Here is a 26,221-nt window from a genome sequence, read left to right as displayed (position 1 = left end):
CTCTTTGAAATTATTTAGATTTAATAGCAGATTTAACTGTTACTAATGATTTTCTAGAACCAGGAACATTACCTTTAACTAATAATAGGTTACGCTCTGCATCCACCTTAATAATTTCAAGGTTTTGGATTGTTACAACGTTGCCACCCATTTGACCAGGTAATTTCTTTTGCTTGAATACGCGGTTCGGAGCAACAGGACCCATAGAACCAACGCGACGGTGATAACGAGAACCGTGGCTCATAGGACCACGAGATTGTCCGTGACGCTTAATTGCACCTTGGAAACCTTTACCTTTCGAAACACCTGTTACATCAATTACATCGCCTTCTGCGAAAATTTCTACTTTGACTTCTTGACCAACTTCGTACTCTTCCACACTTACGTTACGGAATTCACGAATGAAGCGCTTAGGAGCCGTATTTGCTTTTGCTACGTGACCTTGTTCTGGTTTGTTTGAAAGCTTAACGCGCTTATCTTCAAAACCAATTTGAACTGCTTCGTAGCCATCAGTTTCAACTGTTTTCTTTTGAAGAACTACGTTTGGAGTAGCTTCGATTACTGTTACTGGGATTAAATCACCGTTCTCAGCGAAAACTTGAGTCATACCGATTTTTCTACCTAAGATTCCTTTAGCCATTTGTCACACCTCCTGTAAATTTTAAAAGTTCTATTGTGTTTTACCATTAAAGTTTGATTTCAATATCAACGCCAGATGGTAAATCAAGCTTCATTAACGCATCAACAGTTTGTGGTGTTGGGTTAACGATATCGATTAGACGTTTATGCGTACGCATTTCGAATTGCTCACGAGAATCTTTGTACTTGTGAACCGCACGAAGAATTGTATACACAGATCTTTCCGTTGGTAGCGGAATCGGACCCGATACGCTTGCACCTGAACGTTTAGCAGTTTCAACAATTTTCTCAGCAGACTGATCAAGAATACGGTGATCATACGCTTTTAAACGAATACGAATTTTTTGTTTTGCCATTACTTTCCCTCCTTCTCGCCTATTTTCTAGACATTCTCCACGAAAATTCTCCCACACACCGCCATGGCAAAGCGGCCGGGTGTGTCGGCAACCTCTCGCTTCATCGCAGTCAAAGACCAACATTCAATATTATATACAATACTATTGCAATAAGCAAGTAGTTTTATAAAAAAAATCGAATGTCTTACTAACTCATTATTTATTTCGCTATATTTATAAGCCGTTTTTTAGTATATAAAATATTTCCCATCATTGCAAGTAATAATTGTAGCTCGTTTTACTGTGATTATTCCGTTTATGTATGCTTTTTTATAAACAAACACTTTTTGGGTAATAAATGCTTATCCTATAAGCTGCCTGCTATTTTACTTTGCATATTCATTCAAAAAGAGCGTCTGAAAAGCAGTGCTTCGCACATTTTTTCGGACGCCCCTTTCTTATATTTTCAATCTCTTCCTATTTAATAGCCCTTTATAAACTGTTCTTAATTACCTTTTTATAATATCGAATCGACAGCAGCATAAATACGATGTACATAAGTATATAGAGTCCCATCATAATAAGCATCGGTATAAGCATCTCTGTACCGAATAGAAACCACCCTGACTTGACCGCAAAATAGCTATGCAGTAAGCCAATTGATAAAGGTACTCCGAAGTTAAACACTTGCTTCCAAATAACTCCCCTTAAAATATCCTGCTCGGAAAAACCAATTTTTCTTAAAGTTGTATAGCTTGCCTGTTCATCATCCGCCTCAGCGATTTGCTTAAAGTATAGAATGCTACCTGTCGTTAATAAAAATGCCAATCCGAGGAAAGCAGCAATAAAAATTGTCATACCAGAAAAATTCATATAGTCTTGCCATTCCTGCTTATAGGAATTTTGTTTAAGAATAATCGATTTTTCTCCTTCATTAGTAATAATTTTCCGAATATCCGCCCCAGACTGCATATAGAGCTCTTCAGCCATTGCTACGTCACTTTTATTTTCTAAAAATACGAGCGTTTGAGGTACACGATCTCTTTTGCCATAAAACTCTTTATATTGTTCATATTTTTCATCAGATACGACGAGCACTGCATAGATGACTCCAGCACTTCCATCATTAACAATGGCGCTTTCTTCCTTTACATCAACAATCTTTAATGTGTCCTCTAATCGATTGCCCAAAGACTCTACTGTAACATTGATTTCTCCTTGTTTGTTAAAGCCGTAGAGCTTCGTTACATAGCCTGTCATATTTGTTATTATAGCTTCATCTTTTTGTAGCTCTACTTTTCCCTTTAATTGCTCATAAGTAGATTGGGATAACACCCTTTTTGTAGAGCTCTCTGAATAAAATAGCTCTTGTGCATCAGCAGGATTTTTTAACAGGCCCGCAACATCAAATTGCACATAAAGATCCTCGTATGTGACTTCCTTGTAGTCAATATTATGCTGGTCTAGCAACGCTAAAAACGTCGGGCCCTTCTCTGTTGTTAACACATAATCCGCGGGCACCGTTGTCGCTACCGCTTGCTCGCCAGAATAATAGGCTATATAAGCAAGTGTTGAAATTGCGAGCGACACAGCTGTTAATACAGTAATCAGCGTTAATGATTTAGCATTTCCCTTCATGCGATGCATAATCGGTGTAACTGCTAATACATCTGTCGCCGTTAGATGGCCATTTTTAGATAATCTACGTAAATTAAAAATAAATGCCACCGAGTAACGGAACACTAAAAATGCCCCACCGATTGTTAGCGCTAAAATAAGCAACATATTAATAAATATTCGATCCGCTTGATTGCTATTAAACAATTGTGTTGATTCATAATAGCCGTAGCCAATTAAGACAAGCCCAAGCGCCCCAACTAACATTTGCCATATACTAAAGCGTTTTACACGCTCCTCTGTTTGATTGGATGCTGTAAAAAGTGATAACAGCGAAACCCGTCGTATCATCCAACTTAGTTGTACTAAAATAACAATTAGCATGATACTGAAAAGCACTATAGTTTGCGTAATCGCTTTAGCGTTAAATGTCAATTGTACTAACGATTCTTGTCCTAAAACCTTCATTAAAATCATTGTAAATAATCGAGAGCTTAAAAGACCTGTAACAATTCCAATTAACACAGCACCACTAAATAATACAATATTTTCAATAGCTATTAAGCGAAAGATAAGCCCCTTCGTCATCCCGATAAGCTGGTACATCCCAATTTCTTTACTGCGCCTTTTCGTAAATAGATGATTGGCATAAAGTACAAAAAACAACACAATAAAGTAAAGTAAATAAGATGCCGCTTTAAAGCCTGCAGACGCTGTTGGACTATTCGACGCTTGCTTTAACACTTCTTCGTTAAACTGCAATGTCACGAAAGAAAAATATAGTGTCACACTAAAAATTAACGAAAAGAAATATAAAAAATAATGACGCATATTTTTCAGCATCGAGCGTTTGATTAGACGATTAATCGTCATAGCCATCACCGCCTAGAACGCTCTGCGTGCTTAAAATTTGTTGGAAAAACTCCTGACGGGTTTTATCTCCTTTATAAAGCTCTGTATAAAGTGCCCCATCCTTCAAAAAGAGCACACGCGAGCAAAAGCTTGCTGCCACTGCATCATGTGTCACCATCATAATCGTCACATGACGCTGCTGGTTAATTTGCTCCAAATTTTTTAGTAGCGCTGTTGCTGATTTCGAGTCGAGTGCCCCCGTTGGCTCGTCTGCAAAGACAATCGACGGGTTTGTAATTAATGCACGTGCCGCAGAAGTACGCTGCTTTTGCCCACCAGAAATTTCATTTGGGTATTTTGCCACAATATCTTCAATACCTAGAATCTCCACCAACTCTTGAAAGCGTTGTTCGGCTGCTTTTTGAGGTGTTTTTTTGATTGCTAAAGGTAATAAAATATTTTCTTTGACAGTTAATGTATCAAGCAAATTATAATCTTGGAAAATGAAGCCTAATGCATCACGTCTAAAGGCAGCTAGCTGACGCTCCTTCATTTCCTGCAATAGTTGCCCATTAATTTCTACAATTCCTTCTGTCACATGGTCAATAGAGCATAATACATTCAATAATGTTGTTTTTCCAGAGCCTGAAGGGCCCATAATGCCAACAAACTCACCTTTGTTCACTTCTAAATCTATACCCTTTAATACCTCAACTGCCGTCAATCGTTTTCCATATGTTTTACGGACTTTGCGAGCCGTTAAAATATTCATTGTCTATTCCCCCTGCATTCTTCATGTATCTTCATTTTACAGTTGCCGCAAGTAGAAATCGTTCGTTTTACGTGACAAAAATAAATGGTATGTGACAATGTCGTCACATACCGAATGTTTGCACGTATTCATTTTGCATAGGAAATTTAAGTACAACAGTCGTGCCTTGTCCATAAATCGAGTCAACATATAGCTGTATTCCTAATGAGGTAGCCGCACGCTTTGCCAAATAAAGCCCCATTCCTGTCGCAATATTTGTTTCCCTACCGATTGTCCCCGTGTAGGATTTTTTAAAAATGCGCGGCAAATCCTCAGGGCGAATACCTGGACCTACATCTTTTATTTTGAGCAATATATGCTCTTGCGTATCCCTTGTGACAATTACATTAATTTCACTATCGTGCGGACTATATTTAATTGCATTGGACAGTACCTGACGGATAATAAATCCTAGCCATTTTGCATCTGTCAAAACGACCTCCTCAAGTTCATCTATTTGGAAGCCAATTCCCTTCTCTAAGCACCATGTTTGAAATTCGCGTATTTCCTTAAAAACAATCGTTCGCAGTCGCACTCTCTCTAAGCGATTATCCTCGGCCAATGTTTGGAGACGGGTTTGATGCAGTTGCCGATCTACTAATAAATGCAGACGGAGCCATTCCTGCTCCAATTGATTGCGTGCCCTATAATCCTCCAATTGCTCAATCATTAGCTTCATTGCTGTTAATGGCGCTTTAATTTCATGTACCCATGCGAGTAGCTCATCCTGCTCTTCATTTTTTTCAAATTTAATTTTCTGGACAACCTGCATTTGTTGCTGACTCTGCTCTCTATATAATTCTATAACCTTGCGTGTATACGCATCCCAACGATAAATTTCAACATCATGTAGTGAATTATGGAGAAGGATATTTTTCAGATTAGGCCTTTCCCAAAAATAGCGAGCAATTAGAAATAAGACAAATAGCAAAATCACCACGCTATTCAAATAACCAATAGAAACAGCCGCAAATCCAACATCCAGCATACAAATAAGATTCCATATAACAAGTAACCCGATAAAAAAGCTTATCCATATTAAATGTTGCTTTATAAATAACCAAATCATTTGGATACCGCCATATAGCCAAGTCCTTTTTTCGTTATGATTACATTTGTTAGTCCTACATCTTCTAGCTTTTGACGTAGACGATTGATATTTACTGTTAACGTATTATCATTTACAAAGCGTTCATCATCCCAGAGCTTGCGCATTAATTCCTCCCGTGTCACAATTCGATCCACTCGCTCTACAAGTAATTTTAAAATAAATAACTCATTTTTGGTAAAGTCAATTTGCCTATCATGGTACATAAGAAGCCCTCGTTCATAATCAATAACCGCCTCTTGCCAGCTAACAACTTGCTGCACCTGTTGTTGATAATCATATGTACGCCTTAACAAAGCTTGAATTTTTGCGACAAGCACATCCATATGGAATGGCTTTTGTATAAAATCATCGGCACCAAGCTGCATAGCCATTACCATATCCATCGGGTGATCTCTTGAGGACAAAAATAAAATGGGGACATTGGATACGGCCCTAATTTCCCGACACCAATGAAAACCGTCATAGGCAGGTAATTGAATGTCAATAATGACAAGTTGCGGATTTACCTCGGTAAAATCATTCATCACCTTTTGAAAATCCTTTGGTCCTGTTATTTGTAAAGACCATTGCTGCAACCGTTCTTCTATTAAGCGAAATATCGACATATCATCCTCTATTAAAAAAATTTTCATAATTAGGCCCCCTCCCACTTTTATTTTACAGTAGATGAACAAATTCACAAGCTTACAGGCCTAAGCAATTTTCATCTGCGGGGTCAATTCGTGCCACAATAACAAAAAACCTCAAGAGCGTCCCCTTGAGGTTTTAGATAAATCAATTATTTTTGGATAGTAGCAACTACACCAGCGCCTACAGTACGGCCACCCTCACGGATAGAGAATTTAGTACCTTCTTCAAGAGCGATTGGAGCGATAAGTTCTACTGTCATTTCGATGTTATCGCCAGGCATAACCATTTCTACGCCTTCTGGTAAGTTACAGATACCTGTTACGTCAGTTGTACGGAAGTAGAACTGAGGACGGTAGTTAGAGAAGAATGGAGTATGACGGCCACCCTCTTCTTTTGATAAAACATAAACTTCAGCTTTGAAGTTTGTATGTGGAGTAATTGAACCTGGTTTAGCTAATACTTGACCACGTTGGATATCTTCACGAGCTACACCACGAAGTAATGCACCGATGTTGTCGCCAGCTTCAGCATAGTCTAATAATTTACGGAACATTTCAACACCTGTTACAGTTGTTGATTTAGCTTCTTCAGCGATACCGATGATTTCAACTACGTCACCAACTTTAACTTGACCACGTTCAACACGGCCAGTTGCTACTGTACCACGACCAGTAATAGAGAATACGTCCTCTACTGGCATCATGAATGGTTTGTCAGTTTGACGTTCTGGAGTTGGGATATACTCGTCAACAGCGTTCATAAGCTCAACGATTTTTTCTTCCCACTCTGGCTCGCCTTCAAGAGCTTTAAGAGCAGAACCTTTAATTACAGGTAGGTCATCACCTGGGAAGTCATATTCAGAAAGTAGGTCACGGATTTCCATTTCTACTAACTCTAATAATTCTTCGTCGTCTACCATGTCACATTTGTTCATGAATACTACTAAGTAAGGAACACCTACTTGACGTGATAAAAGGATGTGCTCACGAGTTTGTGGCATTGGACCATCAGCAGCAGATACTACTAAGATACCGCCGTCCATTTGAGCAGCACCAGTGATCATGTTTTTAACGTAGTCAGCGTGTCCTGGGCAGTCAACGTGTGCATAGTGGCGTGTTTCAGTTTCATACTCGATATGTGAAGTATTGATTGTAATACCACGCTCTTTTTCTTCTGGAGCGTTATCAACTTCAGCGTATGATTTTGCTTCTCCGCCTAAGCGTTTTGATAATACTGTTGCGATAGCAGCAGTTAAAGTTGTTTTACCATGGTCAACGTGTCCGATTGTACCAATGTTAGCATGCGTTTTCGAACGGTCAAATTTTTCTTTAGCCATTAGAGAAAGCCTCCTATAATCTATGTTTTAGTTTTTTTATGTTATGAGTGCTGGCTTAAACCGGGCCCAGCTTAAGCCAGTCAATCATAGCTTACAAATTAGTTATACTTTATGCAAGATGAAATTTCAATTATTCACCTTTATTTTTTTTGATGATTTCTTCTGCAATTGATTTCGGTACTTCTTCATAGTGATCGAACACCATTGAGAATACACCGCGACCTTGTGTTGCAGAACGTAAAGTTGTTGCATATCCGAACATTTCAGATAGCGGAACCATTGCACGTACTACTTGAGAGTTACCACGAGCGTCCATACCTTCTACACGTCCACGACGAGCAGTTACGTTACCCATGATATCACCAAGATACTCTTCTGGAATTACAACTTCAACTTTCATCATTGGCTCTAAAAGAACTGGGCTACATTTTTTTGCAGCTTCTTTAAGAGCTAAAGATGCAGCGATTTTAAACGCCATCTCACTTGAGTCAACATCATGGTAAGAACCATCGAATAATTTCGCTTTAATATCGATTAATGGGTAACCTGCAATAACCCCACGGTCAAGCGAGTCACGAAGACCTGCTTCTACTGCTGGAATATATTCACGTGGTACTACACCACCAACGATAGCGTTTTCGAACTCGAAGCCTTTACCTTCTTCGTTTGGAGAGAATTCAATCCAAACGTCACCGTATTGACCACGACCACCTGATTGACGTTGGAATTTACCTTGAACTTGTGCTTGAGCACGGAATGTTTCACGGTAAGATACCATTGGCGCACCAACGTTACATTCAACTTTGAATTCACGTTTCATACGGTCAACAAGGATGTCTAAGTGCAACTCACCCATACCAGAGATGATTGTTTGACCAGTTTCTTGGTCAGTGTGGGCACGGAATGTTGGATCCTCTTCTTGTAATTTCGCAAGAGCTTGACCCATTTTGTCTTGGTCAGCTTTTGATTTAGGCTCTACAGATAAAGAGATAACTGGTTCTGGGAATTCCATAGATTCTAAAATAACAAGGTTTTTCTCGTCACATAGAGTATCACCAGTAGTTGTATCTTTAAGACCTACAGCAGCAGCGATGTCACCAGCGAATACTTTTGAAATTTCTTCACGGCTATTCGCATGCATTTGAAGGATACGACCTACACGCTCACGTTTACCTTTTGTAGAGTTTTGTACGTATGAACCAGATTCTAAAGTACCTGAGTACACACGGAAGAATGTTAATTTACCAACGAATGGGTCTGTCATTACTTTAAACGCTAAAGCCGAGAATGGCTCGTCGTCTGAAGAATGACGAACGATTTCTTCGTCACCATCCACTGAAGTACCATTAATAGCCGGTACATCTGTTGGAGCTGGAAGGAAATCAACAGCTGCATCAAGCATTTTACGAACACCTTTATGCTTGAATGCTGTACCACAAAGTACAGGGTAGAATTCTACCGCGATTGTCGCTTTACGGATTGCTCGTTTTAATTCAGCAACAGTGATTTCTTCGCCTTCTAAGTATTTTTCCATAAGATCTTCATCAACACTTGCAACAGCATCGATTAATTTCTCACGGTACTCCTCAGCTTGAGCCATCATGTCAGCTGGAATTTCACCTACAGTAAGATCAGTACCTTGGTCATTACCATAGAAAGTAGCATTCATTTCAATTAAATCAATGATACCTTTGAAATCATCTTCAGCACCAATTGGTAATTGGATTGGGTGTGCGTTCGCTTGTAAGCGCTCGTGTAAAGTTCCTACAGAATATAGGAAGTTTGCACCCATTTTGTCCATCTTGTTAATGAATACAATACGTGGTACACCGTAAGTAGTCGCTTGACGCCATACAGTTTCAGTTTGTGGTTCAACACCAGATTGAGCATCTAGTACTGTTACCGCACCGTCAAGTACACGTAAAGAACGTTCTACTTCTACAGTGAAGTCTACGTGTCCTGGTGTATCGATAATGTTAATACGGTGACCTGCCCATTGAGCTGTTGTAGCAGCAGATGTGATTGTAATACCACGCTCTTGCTCTTGTGCCATCCAGTCCATTTGAGCTCCGCCATCGTGAGTTTCACCGATTTTATGGATTTTACCAGTGTAATAAAGGATACGCTCAGTAGTTGTTGTTTTACCAGCATCAATATGAGCCATAATACCGATATTACGTGTATTCTCTAAAGAGAATTCGCGTTTCATAGGAAATTTCTCCTTCCGTTTTCGGTTAAGACTGTTTAAGTTTAATTAGCTAGCATAAAGAAGATTACCAACGGTAGTGAGCAAATGCTTTGTTTGCTTCTGCCATTTTGTGCATATCTTCACGTTTCTTAACTGAAGCACCAGTATTGTTTGATGCATCTAAGATTTCGTTTGCTAAACGCTCTTCCATTGTTTTTTCACCACGAAGACGAGCGTAGTTTACTAAATAACGAAGACCTAAAGTTGTACGACGTTCTGGGCGTACTTCTACTGGTACTTGGTAGTTAGAACCACCTACACGACGAGCGCGTACTTCTAAAACTGGCATTACGTTGTTTAATGCAGCTTCGAATACTTCAATCGGATCATTACCAGAACGTTCTTTTACTAATTCAAACGCACCGTATAAAATCTTTTGAGAAGTACCTCTTTTACCATCAATCATCATTTTATTGATTAAACGAGTTACTAGCTTTGAATTATAAAGTGGATCTGGTAACACGTCACGTTTGGAAACAGGACCTTTACGAGGCATGTGTTTTCCTCCTTTCAAGTAATAAGTAGTTATTTTCAAATCTTTGATTATTTCTTTTCTTTAGGGCGTTTTGCACCGTATAGAGAACGTGATTGCATACGACCGTTTACACCAGCAGTATCAAGAGCACCACGTACGATATGGTAACGAACACCCGGTAAGTCTTTTACACGACCGCCACGGATAAGAACAACGCTGTGCTCTTGTAAGTTGTGACCTTCACCCGGGATATACGCAGTAACCTCGATAAGGTTGCTTAAACGTACACGAGCGTATTTACGTAACGCTGAGTTAGGTTTTTTAGGTGTCATAGTACCTACACGAGTACAAACACCACGTTTTTGTGGAGATTTAACATCAGTCCAAGTTTTTTTGAACGAGTTGTATCCTTTATTTAACGCTGGTGAGTCTGAATTCGTGCTTTTTGATTTACGAGGCTTACGTACCAATTGGTTAATTGTAGGCATCGATATTTCCTCCCTTCATTGATTCCTTGTTAATACCACACATCCAGGTGGTTCATTTTTAGGGTAAAAACAAAGTCTTTGTGTACACTACACAAAAACTACATCGCAGTAATCGCAATAACCGCAGCTCCAACATGAATGCCGCAAGCTTTTCCAAGTTCTTTTTTTGACTCGACCAAAGTAATTGGTATACCGATTTCTTTCGCGAGAAGAATGGCCGGATCGGTTACCCAACTGTCTGCATCGAGTGCGACAAAAAGCTCTGTAACTTGACCAGCATGCATTGCTTTCACTGCTTGCTTTGTACCTATGATTGTTTGACTGGTCTTTACTTTACTATAAGACATTTGCATATCCTCCAAAGCTTAGACAGTTAACTATCAACCTTAAATATATTATCATCCTCTACTTGCACCTGTCAACTATTTATTTAACATCTTTCAACAGGTCGAGGAACACCCGTTAAAAACATGTTGTAATCGATAAAATTCCGGCAGAGAATAGCTCTCTACCGGAATTCTCGTTACTCAGCTGAAGTTAGTTCTTCTTCCGTTTCAGCATCCTGCTCAATACGGATTTGACGGTAACGCTGCATACCAGTACCTGCTGGCACAAGTTTACCGATAATTACGTTTTCCTTCAGACCAAGAAGCTCGTCACGCTTACCTTTAATTGCTGCATCTGTTAACACACGAGTTGTTTCTTGGAATGATGCTGCTGATAAGAATGATTCTGTTTCCAGAGAAGCCTTTGTAATACCAAGAATGACAGGACGGCATGTTGCTGGATTTTTACCATTTAAAATAATGTCTGCATTCGCTTCAGCAAATTGATGTACGTCTAATAATGAGCCCGGTAATAAATCTGTGTCACCCGCTTCAATTACACGCACTTTACGTAGCATTTGGCGAACCATTACTTCAATATGCTTATCTCCAATTTCTACCCCTTGCATGCGGTATACTTTTTGTACTTCTTTTAATAAATATTCTTGTACTGTAGATACATCTTTAACTTTTAATAACTGCTTTGGATCAATTGAACCGTCTGTTAATAATTGTCCCGGCTCAACCGTATCGTTTAATTGTACTTTTAGGCGAGCATTGTAAGGCGCTTGATACTTACGCGTCTCCACTTCACCTTGTACAGTAATTTCTTTTAAGCCTTCGCGAATTTCATCGATGTCTGATACTACCCCAGCAATTTCAGAAATAACCGCTTGACCTTTAGGGTTACGCGATTCGAAAATTTCTTGAATACGAGGAAGACCCATCGTAATATCGTTTCCAGCTACCCCACCTGTATGGAATGTACGCATCGTTAACTGTGTACCAGGCTCCCCGATTGATTGAGCTGCGATAATACCTACCGCCTCACCTACTTCAACCTCTTCACCTGTAGCTAAGTTCATACCGTAACATTTTTTACATACACCGTGCTTCGTATTACATGTAAATGCTGAACGGATTGTTACTTGCTCGATGCCTGCATCATCAATTACACGCGCTACATCTTGCGTAATTAAACCATCACGCTCTAAAATAACCTCCCCAGTTTCTGGGTGGAAAATCGTTTTCTTCGTATAACGCCCAATTACACGCTCATCTAACGCTTCAATTAGCTCGTTGCCTTCCATTAATGCACCGATTAATAAACCACGGTCAGTACCACAGTCATCTTCACGTACAATAACATCTTGTGCAACGTCTACTAAACGACGAGTTAAATAACCTGAATCGGCTGTTTTTAGTGCTGTATCGGCTAGACCTTTACGTGCACCATGTGTAGAAATGAAGTATTCTAATACCGTTAAACCTTCACGGAATGAAGATTTGATAGGTAATTCGATAATTCGACCAGCCGGGTTGGCCATTAGACCACGCATACCTGCTAACTGCGTAAAGTTCGATGCGTTACCACGCGCCCCTGAGTCAGACATCATAAAGATTGGGTTCGTCTTCTCTAATGATTTCATCAGCTTCGATTGAATTTCATCTTTTGCAGCTGACCAGCTAGAAATAACGCGATCATAACGTTCTTCTTCCGTAATTAAACCACGACGGAATTGAATCATTACTTTATCTACCTTCGATTGTGCCTCATCTAAAATAGTACCTTTGTCTGGTAACACAACAATATCAGATACGCCTACCGTAATCCCCGCACGAGTAGAATATTTAAAGCCTAAATCTTTCATACGGTCTAACATTTTTGATGTTTCCGTAATATGGAATCGCTTGAATACTTCCGCAATAACATTCCCTAGGAACTTTTTACGGAATGGAGGCACTACTGGTACAGCTGCAAAGTATTTTTGTAGAACTGCTTTGCGTTGTGCATCAATTTTTTCAGCTTCTGATAAGTCAGCATAGCCTTCAGTCGCTTCCAATTCAGCCAATTGTTCCGCATCGATTGCTAATTTTGCAAAGTATTTTTCAGGCGTTTTTTGCTCTAGGTTTACATCTGTTGGCTCATTAATGTACGGGAATGATTCTGGTAAAATTTCATTGAAAATTACTTTACCAACAGTTGTTAATAAGAACATTTTATTTTGCTCTTCCGTAAATGTTTCATTTTGGACAGAGCTTGCATGGATGGCAATACGTGTGTGTAAATGAACATGGCCATTTTGGTATGCGATTAACACTTCGTCAGGGCCGTAGAAAACAGACCCTTCACCACGAGCTCCTTCACGCTCAAGCGTCAAGTAATAGTTACCTAATACCATATCTTGAGATGGAGTAACTACTGGTTTACCATCTTTAGGGTTTAAAATGTTTTGTGCTGCTAACATTAATAAACGAGCTTCCGCTTGCGCTTCTGCTGATAATGGAACGTGGACCGCCATTTGGTCACCATCAAAGTCAGCGTTGTAGGCTGTACATACTAATGGATGTAGACGAATTGCACGACCTTCCACTAATGTCGGCTCGAACGCTTGAATACCTAGTCGGTGAAGCGTCGGTGCACGGTTTAGAAGTACAGGGTGCTCACGTATAACATCCTCTAATACATCCCAAACCTCATTGTGTAAACGCTCAATTTTGCGTTTTGCACTCTTAATATTATGAGCTAGACCACGCTCTACTAATTCCTTCATTACGAAAGGCTTAAATAGCTCGATTGCCATCTCTTTCGGAAGACCACATTGGTACATTTTTAAATTCGGTCCTACTACGATAACCGAACGACCAGAGTAGTCTACACGTTTACCTAATAAGTTTTGACGGAAGCGACCTTGTTTCCCTTTCAGCATATGTGAAAGTGATTTTAAAGGACGGTTACCAGGACCTGTTACTGGACGACCACGACGACCATTGTCGATTAAAGCATCTACCGCTTCCTGTAACATACGCTTTTCGTTTTGGACGATAATGCTAGGTGCACCAAGGTCTAATAAACGTTTTAAACGGTTATTACGGTTAATTACACGACGGTAAAGATCGTTTAAGTCTGATGTTGCGAAACGTCCACCATCTAATTGAACCATCGGACGAAGCTCTGGAGGAATAACAGGTAGTACATCTAAAATCATCCACTCCGGTTTATTGCCAGAGTTACGGAATGATTCCACTACTTCAAGGCGCTTAATTGCACGTGTGCGACGCTGTCCTTGAGCTGTTTTTAATTCTTCCTTTAATGTGACTGTTTCATTTTCAAGATCAATTTTTTCAAGTAATTTTTTAATCGCTTCCGCACCCATCGCTGCATCAAATGATGCACCGAATTTTTCACGGTAAGCACGGTATTCCTTTTCAGAAAGTAGCTGCTTGCTTTCTAAGTTTGTATCTGCTGGGTTAATTACTACGTAAGATGCAAAATAAATAACTTCCTCAAGCGCGCGTGGAGACATATCTAAAATAAGACCCATGCGGCTCGGAATTCCTTTAAAATACCAAATGTGAGATACAGGAGCAGCAAGCTCAATATGTCCCATTCTCTCACGGCGTACTTTTGCACGCGTAACCTCTACACCACAGCGATCACAAACTACACCTTTATAACGAACGCGTTTGTATTTACCACAATGACATTCCCAGTCCTTTGTAGGGCCGAAAATGCGCTCACAGAAAAGACCATCTTTTTCTGGCTTTAATGTACGGTAGTTGATTGTTTCTGGCTTCTTTACTTCGCCATATGACCAAGAACGTATCTTATCTGGTGAAGCTAAGCCGATTTTCATATATTCAAATTCATTAACGTCTATCAAGGAGCCTACCTCCCTTTAGTCTAAGTCTTTATAAAGACCTTTCCGTAGCTCGACATTCATCATCGTTTCATTTGAAAAAATTCAAAAAACGGGCAGGGCAAAATCCTGCCCGATACTGGTTACTCTACAGTTTCTACTGTGTCGCCTTCCTCATCTGTCGGCACAATGTTTAATGCATCAGCCGGTTGAAGATCGTCTTCTTCATCAAGATCACGAAGCTCTACTTCTTCATTGTTGATTGTTAGCATTTTTACATCCATACCTAAAGATTGAAGCTCTTTAATCAATACTTTAAATGATTCAGGAACACCTGGCTCTGGCACACTTTCACCTTTAACGATTGCTTCGTATGTTTTCACACGACCTACAACATCATCTGATTTAACAGTTAAAATCTCTTGTAATGTGTATGCAGCACCGTATGCTTCAAGTGCCCAAACTTCCATCTCACCAAAGCGCTGACCACCAAATTGTGCTTTACCACCAAGTGGCTGTTGCGTTACAAGTGAGTATGGTCCTGTCGAACGTGCGTGTAGCTTATCATCAACCATATGTGCAAGCTTAATCATATACATGACACCCACTGATACACGGTTATCGAATGGCTCACCTGAACGTCCATCATATAAAATTGTTTTACCATCACGGTCCATACCCGCTTCTTCCATCGTTTCCCAAACATCTTCTTCATTTGCACCATCGAATACTGGTGTTGCCATATGAATACCTAAATAGCGTGAAGCCATACCTAAATGTAGCTCTAGCACTTGTCCGATATTCATACGTGAAGGAACACCAAGTGGGTTTAACATGATGTCAACAGGTGTACCATCTGGCATAAACGGCATATCTTCCTCTGGTAAAATACGTGAAATTACACCTTTGTTCCCGTGACGTCCCGCCATTTTGTCCCCAACGCGGATTTTACGTTTTTGAACGATATACGCGCGAACTAATTGGTTTACACCCGGTGGTAATTCATCGCCATCTTCACGGTTGAAGACTTTCACATCAAGTACGATACCGCCTGCTCCATGTGGTACACGTAAAGATGTGTCACGAACTTCACGTGCTTTTTCACCAAAGATTGCGTGTAATAAACGTTCTTCTGCAGTTAGTTCCGTAACTCCTTTAGGCGTTACTTTCCCTACAAGAATATCGCCGTCACGTACTTCCGCACCAATGCGAATAATTCCACGCTCATCTAAATTGCGCAGTGCATCTTCCCCAACGTTCGGAATATCACGCGTAATTTCTTCAGGTCCTAATTTTGTATCACGAGACTCTGACTCATATTCTTCAATATGAACAGATGTGTACACATCATCTTTTACTAGGCGCTCGCTCATAATAACAGCATCTTCATAGTTGAAGCCATCCCATGTCATGAAGGCTACTAGCACGTTACGACCAAGTGCTAACTCACCCTTCTCCATCGATGGACCGTCAGCTAAAATATCTTTTGGCTTTACGCGGTCTCCAACTTTAACAATTGGGCGCTGGTTATAAGATGTACCTTGGTTAGAGCGAACGAATTTCTGAACTTTATATTTCGTTAAATCGCCTTTTACTTCTTTGCCGTCAACTGTTTCAATACGTCGTACATGAATTGAGCGTGCTTCTACATGCTCAACAATCCCTTCGTATTTAGCAACTACAGCAGCACCTGAGTCACGCGCGTCAACATGCTCCATCCCCGTACCTACGAAAGGCGCTTCAGGATTTAATAACGGAACAGCTTGACGTTGCATGTTTGCACCCATTAATGCACGGTTCGAGTCATCGTTTTCTAAGAAAGGAATACATGCTGTCGCTACAGACACTACCTGTCTTGGCGATACGTCCATGTAATCAATCTTATCTTTTTTGAATACCGTATTGTCGCCTCGGAAGCGCCCTACGATTTCGTCTTTTGTAAATGTACCATCCTCATTTAATAATGAGTTTGCCTGTGCAACGACGTAGTTATCCTCTTCGTCAGCCGTTAAGTAATCAATTTGCTCCGTCACTTGACCCGTATCTGGATCTACACGACGATACGGCGTTTCGATAAAGCCGAATTTATTAATTTTCGCGAATGATGAAAGGGAGTTAATTAAACCAATGTTTGGACCCTCAGGCGTTTCAATTGGACACATACGACCGTAGTGAGAGTAGTGAACGTCACGCACTTCCATACCAGCACGCTCACGTGTTAAACCACCTGGGCCTAATGCTGATAAACGACGCTTGTTCGTCAATTCTGCAAGCGGGTTTGTTTGGTCCATGAATTGCGATAATTGAGAGCTACCAAAGAATTCTTTAATAGATGCAATTACCGGGCGAATATTGATTAATTGTTGCGGCACAATCGACGCTGTGTCATTAATCGACATACGCTCACGTACAACACGCTCCATACGTGATAAACCGATACGGAATTGGTTTTGCAATAGCTCACCAACTGAACGAATACGACGATTTCCTAAGTGGTCGATATCGTCTGTGTTACCAACACCGTATAGTAAATTAAAGAAATAAGAAACAGAAGCTAAAATATCAGCTGGAACGATGTTTTTCACTTCTTCTTCGACATAAGCATTTGAAATAACATTGATTTCTTTTTGTGCTTCATCGTTTGGCGCATAGATTTTAATTGTTTGGATTGTAATATCGTCCTCTAATACGCCGCCAACTTGAGATAGCTTGCGGAAACCGATGCCGTTTTCTAAATAAGGAATTAACTTATCTAGTGTGCGTCGGTCAAGAACAGTACCTTTTTCAACTAAAATTTCGCCTGTTTCTGGATCTGCTAATGTTTCTGCAATTGTTTGGTTAAATAAGCGATTTTTAATATGCAACTTTTTATTCATTTTATAGCGACCAACATTCGCTAAATCATAGCGTTTTGCATCGAAGAAGCGAGAGAATAATAAGCTTTTCGCACTTTCTACTGTTGGAGGCTCACCTGGACGCAGACGCTCATAAATTTCAAGAAGTGCTTTTTCAGTACTTTCTGTGTTATCTTTTTCAAGCGTATTGCGTAAATATTCATTGTCACCGATGATATCGATAATTTCTTGGTCTGAACCGAAGCCCAATGCACGAAGTAACACTGTAACCGGTAGTTTACGTGTACGATCGATACGAACGTAAACAACGTCCTTCGCATCTGTTTCATATTCAAGCCACGCACCACGGTTCGGAATTACTGTTGCACCAAAGCCCTTTTTACCGTTTTTGTCCGTTTTATCATGGAAGTAAACACTTGGTGAACGGACTAGCTGTGAAACGATAACGCGCTCAGCACCATTAATAATAAATGTGCCTGTTTCCGTCATTAAAGGGAAATCCCCCATAAAGACGTCTTGCTCTTTTACTTCATCTGTTTCCTTGTTGTGCAAACGTACTTTCACACGTAATGGTGCGGCATACGTTACATCACGTTCCTTGCACTCATCCACATCATACTTCGGTTCCCCTAAAGCATAATCGATGAATTCAAGTGAAAGATTACCTGTAAAATCTTCGATTGGCGAAATGTCGTGGAACATTTCACGCAATCCTTCTGCAAAGAACCACTCATAAGATGCTGTTTGAATCTCGATTAAATTCGGAAGCTCAAGCACCTCTTTAATACGCGCAAAACTTCTACGCTGGCGGTGTCGTCCGTACTGAACTAGTTGACCTGTCAACTCATTCACCCCTCAATAAAGCGATAATAGGTCTTTGCAAAACCATACAAATAGTGTATGATTTCGAAAGACAAAAAGAAAACGAGTCTTTATAAAAAGCTCATTTTCGGTTAAACTCAATTACACCTCAAGCTAACTTTAGTCCGTTTTTTTCGAATGAGTACGAAAACTCCTCTTAAAAAACTGTAACATTTGCCAGAGGCTTTAGGCCAACTTGATGTTGGTCACTCAGTCGCTACCACTGGATGTGGCGCTCTTAGACTGCACTTCTCTCCATCAGCGAAAATTGAATCTCCCACTGAAAGAAAGCAAGATAAATAATTCAGCCCGCCACCTATCTAAAAGATGAGAGCTCTTAATAAATTATGATAAACTAAATTCTCGCAAAACATACCCTACTTAAAATCAAATTCATACAAAAGGGCATACTTCTTCAAAATAATAATTTTGCATTTTATTATATTATCACAGTCAATTTGTCAAGTCAATATTTTAGCGTGAATTGACTTGACAAAAGTTAAAATTCACTTTTTTCCACGCACAATCCAATACCCTTTTTTCTTCTCAACGACCTCTACTTCAGCAAAAAGTCCCTCTAAATGACTTACAGTCGACGGAGCTCCCTGCTTTTTTTGAATAACGACCCATAACTCGCCACCAATTACCAACATAGCGTATGCTTCGTTATAAAATTTAAAAATCGTTTCTTTACCTGCGCGAATAGGTGGATTCGTTAAAATAGCTGCTACTTCTGTTTGAGGCGCTACATTTGCTAGTGCATCACTTTCGATAACTTGCACATTTTGAATCCCGTTCACTTCCGCATTTTTTTGCGCTAACGCTACAGCACGTGAATTAATATCCATCATATAAATAAAGCGATCCGGGTGCGCCTTTGCTAAAGCTAAACCAATGGGACCATACCCACAGCCTACGTCCATAACCGCTCCTTTAATTGCAGGCATTTCAAATGTGTCAATTAATACACGGGAGCCAAAATCTACTTCATTTTTACTAAAAACACCGGCATCCGTTTCAAATATAAACTCTGAGCCAAGCAGTGTAAACTTCCACTTACGCGGTTTACTTTCAACTTGCGGCTTATTAGAATAATAGTGCTCTGACACTTAGTAACGCCTCCTTGCTAAAAAGAATTAGGTAAAAAAACAAGCCCGTCATATGACGAGCTTGTCTATTTTAAGAGATGCTAACAAGAAATTACTTAACTTCTACAGTAGCGCCAACTTCTTCAAGTTTAGCTTTGATTTCTTCAGCTTCTTCTTTAGCAATACCTTCTTTAAGAGCTTTAGGAGCGTTGTCAACAACCTCTTTAGCTTCTTTTAAGCCTAAGCCAGTGATTTCACGAACCACTTTGATTACTTTGATTTTTTCAGCACCAGCGGCAGCTAATACTACATCAAATTCAGATTTTTCTTCAGCAGCACCTGCAGCACCACCAGCAACCACAGCTACAGGAGCAGCTGCTGTTACACCGAATTCTTCTTCGATTGCTTTTACTAAATCGTTTAATTCAAGAACTGTCATAGCTTTAATAGCTTCTAAGATTTGCTCTTTATTCATTTTAATTTCCTCCTACATTAGGTTATGTTTTAAGTTTTAGGCGATTAAGCCGATTTTTTGTGAAGTTCGGTAGCAATTAAGCTCCTTGCTCTTCTTTTTGGTCTGCAACAGCTTTTGTTGCAAGTGCGAAGTTGCGCACTGGTGCTTGAAGTACAGATAAAAGCATAGAAAGTAGACCTTCGCGTGATGGAAGTTCTGCAAGAGCTTTAACATCTTCAAGTGATGCAACAGTACCTTCGATAATACCCGCTTTAATTTCTAACGCTTCGTTCTTTTTAGCGAATTCGTTAATAATTTTAGCTGGCGCTACTACATCTTCATTTGAGAATGCGATAGCGTTTGGACCTGTTAAATGTTCGTTAATTCCTCCAACGTTTGCAATATCAGCAGCACGACGAGTTAAAGTGTTTTTATATACTTTGAACTCTACGCCAGCTTCACGAAGTTGCTTACGAAGTTCTGTTACTTGAGAAACAGTAAGACCGCGGTAGTCAACCACTACTACAGATGCAGCAGCTTGGAACTTGTCAGCGATTTCTTGTACTTGAACTTTTTTAGCTTCAACAGCTTTGCTCATTTGATGACACCTCCTATTAGAATGAGTCATTTATACCGACAAAAGAAAGCCCCTATATCAAAATAGACATAGAGGCAGAAAGTCATCATCTTAAAAAGATTCCGAATTCCGTTGTCCTCGGTAGGAAAATTAAGCGCACAATGCACTCCTACTGTCTACGGTACAAATGGATAATTCACAACAGAAACCATATTAACAAATGGTTGAATTGTTGTCAACTATTTTTTATTATTTAACCGCTACGTTAGCAGCGTCAATTTTAACAGCTGGACCCATTGTAGTAGTTACGTTTACAGACTTCATGTAAGTACCTTTAGCTGCAGCAGGTTTTGCTTTTTGAACTACGTCAAATACAGCTAAGAAGTTTTCTACTAATTTTTCTGTTTCGAAAGAAGCCTTACCAATCGGAGCATGGATAATACCAGCTTTTTCAGCGCGGTATTCTACTTTACCAGCTTTGATTTCTTCGATTGCTTTCGTTACATCAAAAGTAACTGTACCTGTTTTTGGGTTTGGCATTAAGCCTTTTGGACCTAATACACGACCAAGTTTACCAACTTCACCCATCATGTCTGGTGTAGCTACGATTACATCGAAGTCGAACCAGCCTTGTTGGATTTTTTGGATGTACTCAGCATCGCCTACATAATCTGCACCAGCAGCTTCTGCTTCTTTAAGTTTTTCACCTTTAGCGAAAACTAATACGCGTTGAGTTTTACCAGTACCGTGCGGAAGCACTACTGCACCACGAATTTGTTGGTCATTTTTACGAGTATCAATCCCTAAGCGGAATGCTACTTCTACAGTTGCATCAAAGTTTACAGTGCTAGTTTTTTGCGCTAGCTCGATTGCTTCTTCTACAGAATAAAGTTTTGTACGGTCAATTAATTTAGCCGCATCTTGCAGCTTTTTACCTTTTTTAGCCATTATAATTTCCTCCTTGATTGTGGTTATAGCGGAATTTTACCTCCCACGAATAAAGGTTGCGCACCACTCGAGTGCCGCAACCTTCCAAAAACAAATGCATCATCAAGTAAATGGGAATTAGTCTTCGATCGCAATACCCATGCTACGTGCAGTACCTTCAACCATTAACATAGCCGCTTCTACTGATGCAGCATTAAGGTCTGGCATTTTTTGTTCAGCGATTTCGCGAACTTTATCACGTTTAACCGTCGCTACTTTTTTACGGTTTGGTTCACCTGATCCAGATTGGATACCAGCTGCTACTTTAAGTAGAACTGCTGCAGGTGGAGTTTTCGTAATGAAAGTAAATGAACGGTCTTCAAATACTGAAATCTCAACAGGAATGATTAGACCTGCTTGATCAGCAGTACGAGCATTGAACTCCTTACAGAATCCCATGATGTTTACACCTGCTTGACCTAGTGCAGGACCAACCGGTGGAGCTGGGTTAGCTTTACCAGCAGGGATTTGAAGTTTTACAACTTTAATAACTTTTTTAGCCACGAGACACACCTCCTTAAGTCCGTGATGTGGTAATTGGGTTGCCCCTCCCACTCAAATATCTGTCTGTCAGCTAATTTGCCGATAACATTAAAAATCTATCAATTGCCGACTGAAAACAATTTACAGTCTGACCTATGAAATGATAACACTTTTATATCATATACGCAAGCACAAATAATAGTCAAATTTCATTTTATTGCTTTCCACACATTGTCAATTTACGTAGACCACAATCTATTTCAAGTATATTATCTATGCTCAATTAGATTAGATTTTGCGAATTTGTTCGAAGCTAAGTTCCATCAGCGTTTCGCGTCCAAACATATCCACACTAACTTTTACTTTCGATTTTTCCACATCTACTTCTTCCACTTTCCCTTGGAAATGAGCAAACGGTCCTTCTAATACTTCCACAACCTCGCCAACCTCTAAGGCAATATCACCAATTGCTGTATCCTTCATACCCATTTGAGCGAGTAAACGCTCTGCCTCTTCTGGCAATAACGGCGTTGGCTTTGCACCGCCACCTGAAGAACCAATAAAGCCTGTTACGCCAGGTGTGTTACGCACGACATACCAAGAGTCATCCGTCATAATGATTTCCACTAGCACATAGCCTGGGAAAACTTTTCGCATAACTGTACGCTTTTTACCATCTTCTTTTACATCTACTTCTTCTTGCTCTGGAACGATTACACGGAAAATTTTATCTTGCATCCCCATCGTTTCAACGCGCTTTTCCAAATTTGCTTTCACACGATTTTCATAACCTGAATAGGTGTGAACTACATACCAATTTTTCTCCATAGCTACAAGGACTTTTCGTCCGTCCCTCCTTTGTTATTTTAATTCAACGGATGTCACAGTTTTTTAAGAAGATGACGTTAACTTCCATCAAACCTCTCCAAAAATCCGGACAAGATTTTTCGCCAAATGAAAAAACCCGTTATGACTACGGACGGGCTATTTCATCATCAATATTATTTTACAAACTTAAGAACCAACGGAATAACTCTGAAATCCCTAGGTCAACTACCGAAAAATATAAAGCAAAGAAAATAACTGTCACTATAACAACAACTGTATATTTCGTTAGCTCTTTACTTTTTGGCCAGCTTGTTTTTCGCATTTCTGCGCCTACTTCTTGCAGAAAGGTTGTAACTTTACTCATCCTAGCTTAACCTCCAAAATCAATGATATCCTCTATATTGTCTGTTTATGCACCGTATGTTCATTGCAGTGTGCGCAAAATTTTTTCAGCTCTAGTCGCTTTGTTGTACCTTCTTTAGCAGGCATCGCATAGTTTCTTGAGCCACATTTCTCACAACTCATAATGACTTTTTTTGCCATTTGTATCACCTTTTCGGCATTTTGTCTTTTCAAGACTAACACCTAACAATGATGCTTGTCAACAAGCTTCTTGCGTCAACGAATCCCTTCAACTTCCAAATGACGCTCCAATTTCCGCTTCACTCGCTGCAACGCATTATCGATTGATTTGACGTGACGGTTCAGCAGTTCAGAAATTTCATAATATGAACGTCCTTCTAAATAAAGTGCCAGTACTTGCTGCTCTAGCTCACTTAACACTTCACTCATTTTTTCTTCTAGATAGTTGAATTCCTCTTGATTAATCATCGCATGCATAGGGTCATCAGATTGCGGGCTTGTTATGATATCCATCAATGTTCGCTCAGATTCTTCATCATAAATTGGCTTGTCTAACGACACGTAAGAATTAAGTGGGATGTGCTTTTGGCGTGTAGCTGTTTTAATGGCTGTAATAATTTGTCTTGTAACACATAGCTCAGCGAACGCTCTAAACGAAGCAAGCTTGTCCCCCTTAAAGTCTCGTATCGCTTTGTAAAGACCAATCATGCCTTCTTGTATAATATCTTCCTTGTCAGCACCAACAAGAAAATAGGACCTTGCTTTCGCTTTCACAAATAAGCGGTATTTTGTTATTAAAAAATCTAACGCATCTGTATTTCCTAGTCGAACTTGATCTACAAGCTCCTCGTCAGAAAGCTCTTCAAATTGCTGTATGGTTGGCATCTTACTACTTTTAAGCAATCGCTTCACCTCAGTCACTTAAGAATCATTAGCAACAGTATAATTGAACTAAACAGAAAATCAATCATCCCTTAGCTAACGCTTGTCCATCTTTTTCATATGTTTGGCGGAAGTCAATGAATTTTATATTGCACAAGTCTTTTCTCCATTATTCAAGCAATCCACCAAAGATTTCAGCTTAATTTAATTTGGCATAACAGATAAAGTAAAACTTCAATCTCAGTGGAGGTTTTCCTCATCCTCCACTGATTGTTAGGTGAACCAATCGGACTTTTACGGGCAGTTCATCTCCCACTTATCCTAAGCGTATCTTCACTTAAATCTTGAAATGGGCGTCTTACCGCCCGTTAATGCGGGATAAATTGGCTAGTCATCCCATCATCTATGAAGTTACTTATCAAAATCTAGCTAACCTACTTCAAGCCGCGTCGCCACTTTTCAAATGCAAGCTCCACATCTTTAGATAAAGAAATGCGCGAAGCTGGCTTCTCTATTTGTGTTTTTTTTACTTTGGATGAAATTTTGGTTTGCACAATTTGAATTTCAATTTCTAATTCGCGAGCAGATTTGCGCAACGCACCTTGTCCAAACACTACATTTTGCTCGGTCATATCAGAGGTTGCTACATGAATTTGTACTTTTCTACCCTTTAATTCATTCGTTAGCTTCTCTATACGTTCGTCTGCCGTTTCATTTTTCCGCGTAAATAGCACTTCGACATCGTGCTTCATATGCAATTTCTCAGTACCGGGTACAAGATACGCATCGAATACAATAATGACCCGCCATCCCATTGTCGCCTTATATTCAGCAAGCAATTCTACTAAACGATCACGGGCATCCTCTAAGCTTTTATCGCGCAAAGGGCGCAATTCCGCCCAAGCTCCAATCATATTATAGCCGTCTACTAGCAAAACATTTTGCATATTATAAAGCTTGGCGGTTACGGTATACTTCGTACATTAACAGGGCCGCTGCAACTGAAGCATTTAACGAAGTAACATGACCAACCATCGGTAAATGGTATAAAAAATCACATTTCTCTTTCAGTAGACGGCTCATGCCTTTCCCTTCACTACCTATAATAATCGCTAACGGCAATGTAGCATCCATTTTGCGATAATCCGCGGAACCCTTTGCATCGGTACCAGCAACCCATATCCCGCGCTCCTTTAGTTCATCTACAGTTTGCGCTAAATTCGTTACTCGTACAACAGGCACATGCTCGATTGCTCCCGTCGAAGCCTTTGCAACAACCGCTGTCAAGCCAACCGCGCGACGTTTCGGAATAATTATACCATGCACACCAACCGCATCTGCCGTTCGCATAATAGAGCCTAAATTATGAGGGTCTTCCAACTCATCTAAAATTAAGAAAAATGGATCCTCGCCTTTTGCTTGTGCGGCTGAAAATAAATCTTCTAGCTCTGCATAATCATAGGCTGCAACAGACGCTACAATTCCTTGATGGTTTGCATCCGACAGCTGATCCACCTTTTTCTTCGGCACAAACTGCACGAGCACACCACGCTCACGTGCTAAATCTAACAGCTCCTGAATGCCTGCTTTTTTGACACCTTCTGCAATCCATAGCTTGTTCATTTCGCGACCTGAACGCAATGCCTCTAATACTGGGTTTTTTCCTGCAATCATTTCACCAGCTTGCTCTGCCATCTACGACACTCCTCTCTACTGTTCTACGATTGTAATTGCATAATTAATTATTTCATCCACTCGGTCCAACTGTCCTAATAAATATAAGCTACCGAGCACCGCTTCAAAGCCCGAGCTGTTGCGATATGTTTGCACATCTGTATTTTTCGGTATGGAGCCTGATTTAGCATTGCGACCTCTCTTAAATACCGCAAGCTCTTCCTCCGTCAAATAATTTTCCTCTAGCAAACGATATATGACCATTGATTGCGCCTTTGCAGATACATATTTGGTCGCCTCACGATGCAGCGTATTCGGCTTCACTCGCCCCATGCGCAGAAGGTGTTCGCGCACCCTCTGCTCAAGCACCGCATCTCCCATATAGGCAAGTGCTAGCGCATTCAATTGTTTAACATCTTCTTTTCGAAGCTCTGACATCCT

Annotated in this window: 25 protein-coding genes and 1 other annotated feature; all 25 genes read right to left on the bottom strand. The window is 40.1% G+C overall.

Translation table 11 applies throughout. The features are described 5' to 3' along the window. Positions 1-10: 10 nt before the first annotated feature. The 25 genes from rplC to MHH70_RS12045 all read right to left on the bottom strand — a co-directional run bounded on the left by rplC (position 11) and on the right by MHH70_RS12045 (position 26,218). On the bottom strand, positions 11-640 hold the full coding sequence (gene rplC / locus MHH70_RS12165) for a 50S ribosomal protein L3 (protein WP_066168869.1): 630 nt from the start codon (positions 638-640) through the stop codon (positions 11-13). 46 nt (positions 641-686) lie between these two features. Further along, complete coding sequence (gene rpsJ / locus MHH70_RS12160; RefSeq protein ID WP_042478628.1) at positions 687-995, bottom strand: 30S ribosomal protein S10; 309 nt, start codon at positions 993-995, stop codon at positions 687-689. Between the two features lie 471 nt (positions 996-1,466). Then, the gene (locus tag MHH70_RS12155) at positions 1,467-3,464 is read right to left on the bottom strand and encodes an FtsX-like permease family protein (RefSeq protein ID WP_342471596.1); all 1,998 of its coding nucleotides are present in this window, start codon (positions 3,462-3,464) and stop codon (positions 1,467-1,469) included. Continuing rightward, entirely contained in the window at positions 3,454-4,215 is a 762-nt protein-coding gene (locus tag MHH70_RS12150) for an ABC transporter ATP-binding protein (protein ID WP_066168864.1), read from the bottom strand. Before MHH70_RS12150 ends, MHH70_RS12155 begins: the two co-directional genes overlap by 11 nt. A gap of 103 nt (positions 4,216-4,318) precedes the next feature. Then, positions 4,319-5,323 carry a sensor histidine kinase gene (locus MHH70_RS12145; protein ID WP_342471595.1) on the bottom strand — a complete coding sequence of 335 codons (1,005 nt, stop codon included), beginning with the start codon at positions 5,321-5,323 and terminating at the stop codon, positions 4,319-4,321. Continuing rightward, positions 5,320-5,997: a response regulator transcription factor gene (locus MHH70_RS12140; RefSeq protein ID WP_342471594.1), complete on the bottom strand. Its 678-nt coding sequence runs from the start codon at positions 5,995-5,997 to the stop codon at positions 5,320-5,322. The genes MHH70_RS12145 and MHH70_RS12140 overlap by 4 nt, the downstream gene beginning before the upstream one ends. 146 nt (positions 5,998-6,143) lie before the next feature. After that, a complete protein-coding gene (tuf, locus tag MHH70_RS12135; RefSeq protein WP_066168855.1) occupies positions 6,144-7,331 on the bottom strand; it encodes an elongation factor Tu in 1,188 nt (395 codons plus the stop codon). Positions 7,332-7,461: 130 nt separating this feature from the next. Continuing rightward, positions 7,462-9,540: an elongation factor G gene (gene fusA / locus MHH70_RS12130; protein ID WP_066168852.1), complete on the bottom strand. Its 2,079-nt coding sequence runs from the start codon at positions 9,538-9,540 to the stop codon at positions 7,462-7,464. Positions 9,541-9,604: 64 nt separating this feature from the next. Next, a complete protein-coding gene (gene rpsG / locus MHH70_RS12125) occupies positions 9,605-10,075 on the bottom strand; it encodes a 30S ribosomal protein S7 (protein ID WP_066168849.1) in 471 nt (156 codons plus the stop codon). A 47-nt stretch (positions 10,076-10,122) separates the two neighbouring features. Beyond that, positions 10,123-10,542: a 30S ribosomal protein S12 gene (gene rpsL, locus MHH70_RS12120; RefSeq protein WP_066168846.1), complete on the bottom strand. Its 420-nt coding sequence runs from the start codon at positions 10,540-10,542 to the stop codon at positions 10,123-10,125. Positions 10,543-10,640: 98 nt separating this feature from the next. Continuing rightward, positions 10,641-10,889 carry a ribosomal L7Ae/L30e/S12e/Gadd45 family protein gene (locus MHH70_RS12115; RefSeq protein ID WP_066168843.1) on the bottom strand — a complete coding sequence of 83 codons (249 nt, stop codon included), beginning with the start codon at positions 10,887-10,889 and terminating at the stop codon, positions 10,641-10,643. A gap of 176 nt (positions 10,890-11,065) precedes the next feature. Beyond that, the gene (gene rpoC / locus MHH70_RS12110; RefSeq protein WP_342471592.1) at positions 11,066-14,752 is read right to left on the bottom strand and encodes a DNA-directed RNA polymerase subunit beta'; all 3,687 of its coding nucleotides are present in this window, start codon (positions 14,750-14,752) and stop codon (positions 11,066-11,068) included. A 119-nt stretch (positions 14,753-14,871) separates the two neighbouring features. Further along, entirely contained in the window at positions 14,872-18,435 is a 3,564-nt protein-coding gene (gene rpoB, locus MHH70_RS12105; protein ID WP_201261956.1) for a DNA-directed RNA polymerase subunit beta, read from the bottom strand. A 515-nt stretch (positions 18,436-18,950) separates the two neighbouring features. After that, positions 18,951-19,553, bottom strand: coding sequence for a class I SAM-dependent methyltransferase (locus tag MHH70_RS12100; RefSeq protein WP_342471591.1), 603 nt, complete (start codon positions 19,551-19,553; stop codon positions 18,951-18,953). 91 nt (positions 19,554-19,644) lie between these two features. Continuing rightward, positions 19,645-20,007: a 50S ribosomal protein L7/L12 gene (rplL, locus tag MHH70_RS12095; protein ID WP_066168830.1), complete on the bottom strand. Its 363-nt coding sequence runs from the start codon at positions 20,005-20,007 to the stop codon at positions 19,645-19,647. Between the two features lie 76 nt (positions 20,008-20,083). Continuing rightward, on the bottom strand, positions 20,084-20,584 hold the full coding sequence (rplJ, locus tag MHH70_RS12090) for a 50S ribosomal protein L10 (protein WP_066168827.1): 501 nt from the start codon (positions 20,582-20,584) through the stop codon (positions 20,084-20,086). Between the two features lie 34 nt (positions 20,585-20,618). Then, positions 20,619-20,763: a sequence feature (ribosomal protein L10 leader region), on the bottom strand. Positions 20,764-20,812: 49 nt separating this feature from the next. Further along, entirely contained in the window at positions 20,813-21,511 is a 699-nt protein-coding gene (gene rplA / locus MHH70_RS12085) for a 50S ribosomal protein L1 (RefSeq protein WP_066168824.1), read from the bottom strand. Between the two features lie 117 nt (positions 21,512-21,628). After that, positions 21,629-22,054, bottom strand: coding sequence for a 50S ribosomal protein L11 (gene rplK, locus MHH70_RS12080; protein ID WP_066168821.1), 426 nt, complete (start codon positions 22,052-22,054; stop codon positions 21,629-21,631). A 267-nt stretch (positions 22,055-22,321) separates the two neighbouring features. Next, entirely contained in the window at positions 22,322-22,861 is a 540-nt protein-coding gene (nusG, locus tag MHH70_RS12075) for a transcription termination/antitermination protein NusG (protein WP_066168818.1), read from the bottom strand. 178 nt (positions 22,862-23,039) lie between these two features. Beyond that, positions 23,040-23,225 carry a preprotein translocase subunit SecE gene (gene secE, locus MHH70_RS12070; RefSeq protein ID WP_066168815.1) on the bottom strand — a complete coding sequence of 62 codons (186 nt, stop codon included), beginning with the start codon at positions 23,223-23,225 and terminating at the stop codon, positions 23,040-23,042. A 32-nt stretch (positions 23,226-23,257) separates the two neighbouring features. Further along, complete coding sequence (gene rpmG / locus MHH70_RS12065; protein ID WP_107943577.1) at positions 23,258-23,404, bottom strand: 50S ribosomal protein L33; 147 nt, start codon at positions 23,402-23,404, stop codon at positions 23,258-23,260. A gap of 75 nt (positions 23,405-23,479) precedes the next feature. Further along, on the bottom strand, positions 23,480-24,109 hold the full coding sequence (sigH, locus tag MHH70_RS12060; RefSeq protein WP_342473198.1) for an RNA polymerase sporulation sigma factor SigH: 630 nt from the start codon (positions 24,107-24,109) through the stop codon (positions 23,480-23,482). 431 nt (positions 24,110-24,540) lie between these two features. Continuing rightward, on the bottom strand, positions 24,541-25,053 hold the full coding sequence (locus MHH70_RS12055) for an NYN domain-containing protein (protein ID WP_066168809.1): 513 nt from the start codon (positions 25,051-25,053) through the stop codon (positions 24,541-24,543). 1 nt (position 25,054) lies between these two features. Then, positions 25,055-25,801: a 23S rRNA (guanosine(2251)-2'-O)-methyltransferase RlmB gene (gene rlmB / locus MHH70_RS12050; RefSeq protein ID WP_066168804.1), complete on the bottom strand. Its 747-nt coding sequence runs from the start codon at positions 25,799-25,801 to the stop codon at positions 25,055-25,057. 15 nt (positions 25,802-25,816) lie between these two features. After that, complete coding sequence (locus MHH70_RS12045; protein WP_066168801.1) at positions 25,817-26,218, bottom strand: Mini-ribonuclease 3; 402 nt, start codon at positions 26,216-26,218, stop codon at positions 25,817-25,819. Positions 26,219-26,221 lie beyond the last annotated feature (3 nt).

The organism is Metasolibacillus sp. FSL H7-0170 (genome assembly GCF_038593115.1).
In the GTDB taxonomy this organism is placed as follows: Bacteria; Bacillota; Bacilli; order Bacillales_A; family Planococcaceae; genus Metasolibacillus; species Metasolibacillus fluoroglycofenilyticus.
The sequence above is the reverse complement of the archived record's forward strand: the minus strand, read 5'-3'. Positions and strand labels throughout refer to the sequence as shown.

Bases quoted from the DNA above. Each gene is read 5' to 3' on its own strand.
- MHH70_RS12155 (WP_342471596.1), bottom strand. From the start codon at position 3,464: ATGACGATTAATCGTCTAATCAAACGCTCGATGCTGAAAAATATGCGT.
- tuf (WP_066168855.1), bottom strand. From the start codon at position 7,331: ATGGCTAAAGAAAAATTTGACCGTTCGAAAACGCATGCTAACATTGGT.
- fusA (WP_066168852.1), bottom strand. From the start codon at position 9,540: ATGAAACGCGAATTCTCTTTAGAGAATACACGTAATATCGGTATTATG.
- MHH70_RS12115 (WP_066168843.1), bottom strand. From the start codon at position 10,889: ATGTCTTATAGTAAAGTAAAGACCAGTCAAACAATCATAGGTACAAAG.
- sigH (WP_342473198.1), bottom strand. From the start codon at position 24,109: ATGCCAACCATACAGCAATTTGAAGAGCTTTCTGACGAGGAGCTTGTA.
- rpsJ (WP_042478628.1), bottom strand. From the start codon at position 995: ATGGCAAAACAAAAAATTCGTATTCGTTTAAAAGCGTATGATCACCGT.
- rplA (WP_066168824.1), bottom strand. From the start codon at position 21,511: ATGGCTAAAAAAGGTAAAAAGCTGCAAGATGCGGCTAAATTAATTGAC.
- rlmB (WP_066168804.1), bottom strand. From the start codon at position 25,801: ATGGCAGAGCAAGCTGGTGAAATGATTGCAGGAAAAAACCCAGTATTA.
- MHH70_RS12045 (WP_066168801.1), bottom strand. From the start codon at position 26,218: ATGTCAGAGCTTCGAAAAGAAGATGTTAAACAATTGAATGCGCTAGCA.
- MHH70_RS12150 (WP_066168864.1), bottom strand. From the start codon at position 4,215: ATGAATATTTTAACGGCTCGCAAAGTCCGTAAAACATATGGAAAACGA.
- MHH70_RS12145 (WP_342471595.1), bottom strand. From the start codon at position 5,323: ATGATTTGGTTATTTATAAAGCAACATTTAATATGGATAAGCTTTTTT.
- rpsG (WP_066168849.1), bottom strand. From the start codon at position 10,075: ATGCCTCGTAAAGGTCCTGTTTCCAAACGTGACGTGTTACCAGATCCA.
- MHH70_RS12055 (WP_066168809.1), bottom strand. From the start codon at position 25,053: ATGCAAAATGTTTTGCTAGTAGACGGCTATAATATGATTGGAGCTTGG.
- rplC (WP_066168869.1), bottom strand. From the start codon at position 640: ATGGCTAAAGGAATCTTAGGTAGAAAAATCGGTATGACTCAAGTTTTC.
- rpmG (WP_107943577.1), bottom strand. From the start codon at position 23,404: ATGGCAAAAAAAGTCATTATGAGTTGTGAGAAATGTGGCTCAAGAAAC.
- MHH70_RS12140 (WP_342471594.1), bottom strand. From the start codon at position 5,997: ATGAAAATTTTTTTAATAGAGGATGATATGTCGATATTTCGCTTAATA.
- rplL (WP_066168830.1), bottom strand. From the start codon at position 20,007: ATGAATAAAGAGCAAATCTTAGAAGCTATTAAAGCTATGACAGTTCTT.
- secE (WP_066168815.1), bottom strand. From the start codon at position 23,225: ATGAGTAAAGTTACAACCTTTCTGCAAGAAGTAGGCGCAGAAATGCGA.
- rplJ (WP_066168827.1), bottom strand. From the start codon at position 20,584: ATGAGCAAAGCTGTTGAAGCTAAAAAAGTTCAAGTACAAGAAATCGCT.
- nusG (WP_066168818.1), bottom strand. From the start codon at position 22,861: ATGGAGAAAAATTGGTATGTAGTTCACACCTATTCAGGTTATGAAAAT.
- rpsL (WP_066168846.1), bottom strand. From the start codon at position 10,542: ATGCCTACAATTAACCAATTGGTACGTAAGCCTCGTAAATCAAAAAGC.